General features: G+C 61.0%; 6 protein-coding genes. 5 read left to right on the forward strand and 1 reads right to left on the reverse strand.

Going from position 1 to position 7,715, the window contains the following annotated elements; translation table 11 throughout:
* Nucleotides 1-341: 341 nt before the first annotated feature.
* The 3 genes from AC0L3A_RS39465 to AC0L3A_RS39475 all read left to right on the forward strand — a co-directional run bounded on the left by AC0L3A_RS39465 (nt 342) and on the right by AC0L3A_RS39475 (nt 5,622).
* A complete protein-coding gene (locus AC0L3A_RS39465; protein WP_354129569.1) occupies nt 342-1,979 on the forward strand; it encodes a hypothetical protein in 1,638 nt (545 codons plus the stop codon).
* Between the two features lie 91 nt (nt 1,980-2,070).
* Entirely contained in the window at nt 2,071-5,151 is a 3,081-nt protein-coding gene (locus AC0L3A_RS39470; protein WP_473256435.1) for a hypothetical protein, read from the forward strand.
* Between the two features lie 9 nt (nt 5,152-5,160).
* The gene (locus tag AC0L3A_RS39475) at nt 5,161-5,622 is read left to right on the forward strand and encodes a hypothetical protein (RefSeq protein ID WP_354129566.1); all 462 of its coding nucleotides are present in this window, start codon (nt 5,161-5,163) and stop codon (nt 5,620-5,622) included.
* A 100-nt stretch (nt 5,623-5,722) separates the two neighbouring features.
* Here the strand turns inward: AC0L3A_RS39475 and AC0L3A_RS39480 are convergent, their stop codons facing one another.
* On the reverse strand, nt 5,723-5,944 hold the full coding sequence (locus tag AC0L3A_RS39480; RefSeq protein ID WP_354129565.1) for a hypothetical protein: 222 nt from the start codon (nt 5,942-5,944) through the stop codon (nt 5,723-5,725).
* Between the two features lie 469 nt (nt 5,945-6,413).
* Here AC0L3A_RS39480 and AC0L3A_RS39485 point away from each other — a divergent pair, with 469 nt between their 5' ends.
* Together AC0L3A_RS39485 and AC0L3A_RS39490 are read left to right on the forward strand one after the other, a co-directional pair.
* Entirely contained in the window at nt 6,414-7,118 is a 705-nt protein-coding gene (locus AC0L3A_RS39485; protein WP_354129564.1) for a hypothetical protein, read from the forward strand.
* Between the two features lie 66 nt (nt 7,119-7,184).
* A complete protein-coding gene (locus AC0L3A_RS39490) occupies nt 7,185-7,460 on the forward strand; it encodes a hypothetical protein (RefSeq protein WP_354129563.1) in 276 nt (91 codons plus the stop codon).
* The last annotated feature ends 255 nt before the right edge of the window (nt 7,461-7,715 follow it).

The following is a 7,715-nucleotide window of genomic DNA, read 5'->3' on the forward strand; positions in this document are numbered from 1 at the left end:
TTTGGAGGCTTTCGGACGCCGGCCCCCGTGTGCGCGGCAACACCGTCATGGGGCCGGCATCCGAAACCCTTCACAAAGGCCGACCTTTGGAGGCGGATTGGGCCAAGTCCGCTAAGGGCCATTTAACCTCGCTGGGCTCGAGAGAGCTCTTGGAGATTGTGCGAAGTCGAACAACAATTCCGCTTCCGCAGCTCGTGGAGCAGCAAAACGGAGCCTGTAGTGTCCCTAATGTTCCGCTAACCACTCCCGAGTCATAATTCACCTCACGGACGTCTACGCCGCTTCGCCGACGGCACCCACCGCGCAATCCCGCGCTCTTCCTCTCACCCCGTCGGCGGTCCATGTCCTTCCCAACCAAATACACGCGCCAGTACGACTACGTCTCGTACCAGAACGCCAACCCGAGCCGGCCGCTGCCGGCCGACAAAGTCCACGCGGACCTCAACCAGGTCGCGATGTCGACGGCTGAGATCGTGGATTTCCTGAAGAAATCTCTGCGCTCCGACGGTGCTATAGCGAACGGATCTGTGGGCGCAGATCAGCTTACGTTGACCGTGAAGGCGGCCATTGGCGACATCACGTCTGTCGACACCATTTTGGCTGCGGCCGAGCAGGCAAGCGCGGACGCCGCCACGGCGACTACCCAGGCCGGAATCGCGACCACCCAAGCCACCAACGCCGCGACGTCGGCGACGAATGCCGCGTCGAGCGCCACGGCGGCGAATAATGCTTCCGCAAGCGCCGCGACGTCGGCGACGAGTGCGGCCGCGAGCGCGACCGTCGTGATGGGCGATCAATACGCCTTTGGCGCGACCACGACCATGGCCGATCCCGGGACGGGTCTCCTGCGTTTCAACAACGCGACCGTGGCCTCGGTCACTGCGATCGCGATGAGCGCGCTGACGAACGCGACCGGCAACCCGAACATCCGGTCATACCTGTCGACGTGGGGCAGCGGCTCTAGCGCTAACCGCGGCACGATCGAGATCCGCAAGATCGGCACCCCCGCGACGTTCGCGATCTTCAAAATAACTGCCGCTGTGACGGATAACACGACGTGGGAGCAGATCACAGTTTCGTACGTGACCGGCAACGGGTCGTTTTCTGCGGCGGATGCTCTTTCAGTACAATTTGCGCGCGCGGGCGACGCGGGGGGAGTTACGTCGTTTGCGGGTAACACCGGCGCGTTCACTCTTAGCCACGGGTTGGTCGCCTCGACCAACGACATCCAGTTTGATGTAAGCCTTTTGAGAGGCTATCTCGCCGGGCTGACACTTTCGACGGCGGGTTCGTCAGCAACATTCAGCGTCGCCGCCGGCGTTGCGGTTGACAGCACTAACGCCGGCTTCATGTTGCTGGCGTCGGCGTACACCAAGACCACAAGTGCGTGGGCGGTAGGTACTGGCAACGGCGCACTCGACACCGGCACGATTGCGGCGTCAACCTGGTACCACGTCTATCAGATTAAACGTACTGATACGGGTGTAGTCGATGTCCTGATCTCGCTTTCGGCCACAGCGCCGACTCTGCCGGCAAACTACACGCTATTCCGTCGCATTGGCTCAATGGTAACGAATGGATCTAGCCAGTGGCTGAAGTTTGTCCAGGTCGGTGACGAATTTCTGTGGGATACGCCTAGCACTAACGTGAACGTATCAAACCTTGGCACGACGCCCACGCTTTTCGGTCTCAGCGTTCCAATTGGATTCCAAGTCAACGCACTGTTGCGAGGGGCTATGTCCAACGCAACGCTGGGTACCGCTCTTTTGATTAACTCTGCGGACGAAGCTGCATCGTCTACGGGCGCACCACCCGGTAACTATACCTGCCTCAATCCGTCGGCTGGTGTGGCCGGTTCATTCGTTGTCAATGTTCGAACCAACGTAAATGGACAAATCCGCGCTGTCGCATCGCAGGCGAGCTCCACACTACTCGTCGTCACCTACGGTTGGGTTGATCGTCGAGGCCGGGACACCTGATGACCGGCCAAATCGAACCAGTGTCCGAGACGTTAGGCGCACTCAAGACCGACGTGAAGTATCTGCGCGAGCGTGCTGGATGGAATGAGTAATGCCGCAGATCATCGATTTCGAAGGTCAGCAGCACGAATTTCCCGACGACTTCACGCCGGCGGACATTCAACGTGCTCTAAGCTCAATCCCGACGGCTCAGCCTCGCGCGCAGAACGTCTCGCCCAAAATCTCATCTGACGGCCTCATCCCGCCACTCCCTCCCGGCTTCCAGCTCGATGGCTGGCGCCAACCGGCAGCGCCGGAGTTGCCACCGTTGCCGCAGGGCTACACGCTTGACCGCAAGCCGTCGCTGGTCCCCGTCGATCTCGATCCGTTCGCGCCGCAGATGGCCGTTCCTGTGACGACGCCGAGCGGGCGCATCTACGTGGCGCCCGCCGATGTGCCTCAACAGCCCAAGCCCATCGATCGCCCCGCGTCGCTGCTCCCGAGCAGCGTCGGCGGCGCCGTGCGCGACTTCACCGTTGGCGCCCAGGGTGTCGGCAAGGGGCTCACCGACATCGTCACCGGCCCGTTCGACCTCGCGGCCGGCGCGCAGAATCTCATCACCGGCGGCATCAACAAGCTGGCCGGCACGAACATCCCGCAGGCGATCCCGGCGTCCAAGCTGGTCGAGAAGGCCACCTCGGTCCTTCCGGGCATCGATCCCGCCACGATGTCGTCGAGCGAGAAGCTCGCTTACGATGTCAGCCGGTTCGGCACTCAGGCCGTCGGCGACGGCGCCATGCTGGCGGCTCGAGCGCCGAGCGTCGCCGCTGCGACAACGCGCTCGGAGACGCCCGTCGGCCGTGTGCTCGATCACATGGCCAGGCCGTACACGGACGCGCCGGCGCGGACACTGGTTGGAGATACAATCGGAGGCATGGGCTCCGGCGTCGCGGTGAACGCGGCCGACAACTACGTCCCCGAGCACGCTGTCGTGGGTGATACATGGCCAAAGGCGATTGCCAACGCGCTTGCGCCTGTCGTCGGAGCCGTCGGCGCGAACAGCCTCCAAGGCACTGCGGAGGGACTTGCGGGCCTGATCCGAAACCTCGCGACGAAATCCTTTGGCTCCGCTTCTGCGCCGATCCCGCTCAACCCGAACACCAAGGCGCCGTACAGCAGCGCTGACGTCGACCGGGCAGCCGCCAAGATCCAAGGCACTGCGTCTGGCTCGCCCCGTGCGCTGGCGCAGGACATCCGCGAGAACGCAGCAGCCTTGTCGAAGCCGACCGAGGCAGGAGTCGAGCCGTTGCAAGCCTCGGCCATGCCTACTTCAGGCCTCCTTTCACGCGACCCTGGTCTTATCGCCGCGGAGCAGGGCGCGCGCCTCAAGTCTTCGCCTGACTTCGTCAAGCGCGACCAGAACGTGAAAGCGGCCGCGGCTGACCGTGTCGAGGCCCTGCGCGATCCGGAGGCAGACCTGGGTGCCGTGATGCGCCGCGCTGCGCAGGCGCGTGAGGAGCGAATGGGCGCCGCGGAGAGCGACATCCTCCAACGGGAGGATGCGACCCGAACTGTTGATCAAATCCGGGCAGACCAAGGGGAACCGCTCAGCGCGCTCGCGAACAGCGAAGCCAAGGCAAATGCTTCGCGACGACTGGATGAAGCCCTGGTAGACCGAACCTACATCCCGGCTCGAGCCGAGAAGAACCGGCTGTTCGATACAGCGGCCGGGCGGCATGAGGAGCTCCCCGCAGACGAGATATTTGGCGCAATCGATCGCGTCCGCCGTCAGGCAAGCGGGCTGGCCCCAGGCGTGCTGCCAGAGGACTTCATGCGGCGGCTGAATGCCCTTCGTCCACAGATCGTTGAGCATCCGCCGGAAAGCGGGCAGATGGTCAACGTCGGCGGGCCCGGCACCGCACTTGGCGGCGATCTGGCCGATCTGCGTAAGTTCATCGGCCCGGCTATCGAGCGCGCGCAATCATCTGGCAATTTCGACTTGGCCGACAATCTTTCCGTTCTAAGGCGCGCGGTGAACCGGACAATCGAGGACGCGCCAGGGTATTCAGAAGCCAATGCTAACTATCAGCGCTTCGCTGAGCGCTTCCGCCCGGAGCGAAACGATGAAACAGCACGGTTCACGCGCGAGCTCGATCGTGGCGGGCAGAACGCTGATAGTGAGCTCAACAGGGGCTCAACGCATCCGAGCGCTACGGCAGATCGGTTTTTGGCGGCGCCGGAGAAAGCAGCCAGCCTGACCCGCACGCTCGATGGGTCACCGGCGGCTCCGGCCGGATACGCGGCGCTTCGCGATTATCTTCGTGCGGACTTGGCCAAGTCGGCCCTCAACAATGACGGCACGGTCAACTCGATCCGCGCGAACGCTTGGGCGCGAAACAATGCGGACGTGTTGGCGCAATTTCCGGCGGTACGGGGCGAGTTCGACGAGATCGCCGCCGCCGCACGTCGTGGGGAACAGATGTCCGCGCAGGCGCGATCGGATCTTGATGCTGCTCGCGCCGCCCGCGACGTGACAGAAGCTGAAATCGATCGCTCCGCTGTCGGCACCTTGTTTCGCGAGGATCCTCGCGACGTCGCGCAGAAGCTCCTCGGCGGCAAGTACGACGCCGGGACCAAGCTTGACGAGATCAACGCGCTTATCAAGAACGACCCCCAAGCGGTGCGCGGTTGGAAGGCTGCTGTATCCGAGGTCCTCGCCGACAAGGTCCAGGGCACTCGGCAGGTGGGCGAGACGCTCGAAGTTCAATTTGCCAGGTTGGCGCGAGAGTTCAAAGATAATGAAGCGCTGCTCGCAAAGACGTTCTCGCCACAAGAGATGAACAATCTCCGGCAGGCGCACAAAATCCTGTCGTACTTCAAGGAGGCGGAGAAGAGGGCGACCGTTGGCTCGGATACCGCCGAGAAGCTCAACATCCCCGGTTGGGCTCAGTTGGCTGTGCGGCATTTCAAAGGCGATCTCGCGGGCGGCGGCTTGATAAAGCGCTTCAAACTTCTGCTCGAGATGCTTCCGTCTAGCAAGCAGAATGCGGATGAAATCGTGCACATGACGTGGTTCGATCCGAACGTTGCAGCCTACTTGCTCGAGAGACCAGTGAAAAATCCGAACGTGGCACAGTACAATATTGACTTGCGCCGCCTCATCGCGGCCGCGAACGCGTCGCGCGAGAACTAAGGAGCTTGCATGCCATCGATCGCAGCTTACGACCTCAGTGAACAGCAACGCACTTTGGTGCGCCTTATCGTGAACGAAGGTAAGCGACCCGAGGAGGCCGCAGAGCTCGCAGGCTATCATCCGAAGTCCGTTTACAAGACGATGCGCCTGCCAGCAGTCGCGGCGGCGATTTCGGAATCAATCCAGCTCGACCTCGCTGTGGTTGGGGCACCACTGGCTTACAGGGTGGCGAAGTCACTGCTGCAGGATGCCAGTGTTAGTGCTCGTGTGCGGGCGGACCTTTCAATCAAGGTCCTAGACCGGGCAGGGCATATTGCGCCCACTCGCAAGGACTCGTCGTCGCAACAAAAGGCGCTTTCCGAGATGTCTCGCGATGAGCTCGCAACGTTCATCGAACGCAATCAAGCGGAAATCGACAAGGTTGAAGGCGAACTAGCGTCGAGGGCGAAGGATGTGTCGTATCTAGGGTAGTTCGGTCGACAGGAGCGCGCGTTGAAGTATCTGGCGTGTGGCCGCAATTGTCGGCACCCCATGGATCGATCCGGCGGCTCGTTCGGCCGCTTTTCGGGAATTATGTCGACACATCTGCGCTAAGGACGCCCAGGGCAGCAGCACATGATTGGTGGTCAAGCCGCGCCACGTTGGTGGTGGTGTGTCCCGCACACCACCAGCACCACGTCGGCATCGCCCACGCTTTCGACATGCTGGCCGTCGGCTGAATGATCGTGTAGTTCAGCGCGTCGATGTGCTTGAAATATTCGGCATCGAACGCGCGCTTCTTCACATCCATCATCAAAGTGATTGGCTGAACGCTTGCTTGGAGGGTAATCGCATCGCCGACATGCGGTGATTAGAAAGCGGGTCGAGCCGGACAATGCCGGGTATCAATGTTGCGGGGTTAAAGTATCGCGTTGCTTGGCCGGTATCCAACGCACTTTGATTGCGAGCTAAAGTGTCCGACCAGCAGCATCCGCCTTGTCGAGAATTTGTTATGAATTCAGTGGGAGAAATCCCAACTTGTTTGCTCGTGTACCGCATCAATGAGCCCCAGAACAGGGGCACTAAAATGAAACTGGTAGAACGGCTGACTTCGTCAGCACAACTGACACCACGCGAACGTGAGGTTGTGATAGCTGGTTTTCACTATTCGATCAAAACATACACGAATATTATTGTACGGAGGTTCAGCCGTCTCAAATCAGACAGGACGAACCTCCTCCGTCGCTAGTGCGCTGCAAAAGTCAAAGTATGGAGGAACAAAAATGTCTGGTTATCAGCAGTCAGCGGACGTGATGGTCCCGCCTGGTACGACCGTCAACCAGATCGTTCAAGCCGTTCTTAATGAGTTAAACCGCCGCCAACCCGCGACGGCTTCCATGCCCGGGACGTCACCTGCTTCCGCAGGGCCGAACCTTAACCCGCAATTCAATTTCGGCATCAGCACACCAGTCGGAAATTTTGGGGTCGGCTGGAATAGCGCTCAGCCGGGACAAGGAGCACTGTCAACTCAGAGTCTATGGGGCGATATTACCGGCTTCCTTGGCCACGAAGGCAAGCAAATCCTTGAAGGAGTTGGTCAGCAAGTCGCGCAACAGCTGCCCGGGATGATTGGTGGTCTCCTGAAGAGTCTGGCCGCGTCGCCCGAGTTCGCGCAATATACCCAACAGGTCCACGCTCAATCTGCGGGTCCGGGCGGTGCTTTGGCGCCGCAATTCGACTTCGCCAACTTCTTCAAGAGCGCAGCCGACACGATTGGCAAAGCAGTCACGCAGTACGTGGTTCCAAACCTACCAATGATCGCGAGTACCCTTCTTGCGGTCGCGTCTACTCAGGGGCCGCAGGTCCAGGCCGGTCAGGGCCAATGGGCGCCACAAAGCTCTCAAGGACCGATGCAAGGCTTCCAAGGCCAGCAAGGCATTGGACAACCGATGCCGCAGGGCTTTGGCCAACAAAGCTTCATGCATTAGGTCATTTCGGTCCCGGCCGAGCAACACCTTGGTCGGGCCGTTTTCTGGCCGTCGGGAGACAGTAAGATGGCTGATGTCTCAGATAGCAAGAGCTTCACGATTACTCCACGTGACCCCACCGGGGCGGCAGGTCCGGTCTCCCCGATTGCTCAGGCCCTCGTGCAAGCGATCCCAGGAGCGCAGCTCGTAAGAATCGGAACTCTGGCGAATGTCGCGACCGTGGTGCTTCCCACGTCTCAGGAAGCGGCGGCCCGCGCATTGCTTGACGCAAACTGGTCGCTCGACCCGAACGCGCCGCTTAATCTCGGCGGCAACACCGGCGCTGGAGTTGTAACAGGATAGGAGTGAGTCCATGTCGCGGAATCCCTCACGCACGACTACGGCGCGGCAACCTTCGACACCCTTGTCAGGCGCGGAGCCAGGGGACGGCGCACAGGAGGCAACTGCAGAGGTCACGACACGTCGGAAGCAGTACATTATCGGTCCCAAGCAGGCGGCGGGACTGTCCCCAATGGCATCAGAAACCATCCTTACGGCCTTGCAGGCGACACCCGGGGTTCAGATCGACGGCTTTATCCAACTCAGCCGCCCCCAGGT

This window comes from Bradyrhizobium sp. MI1.3 (genome assembly GCF_055811695.1).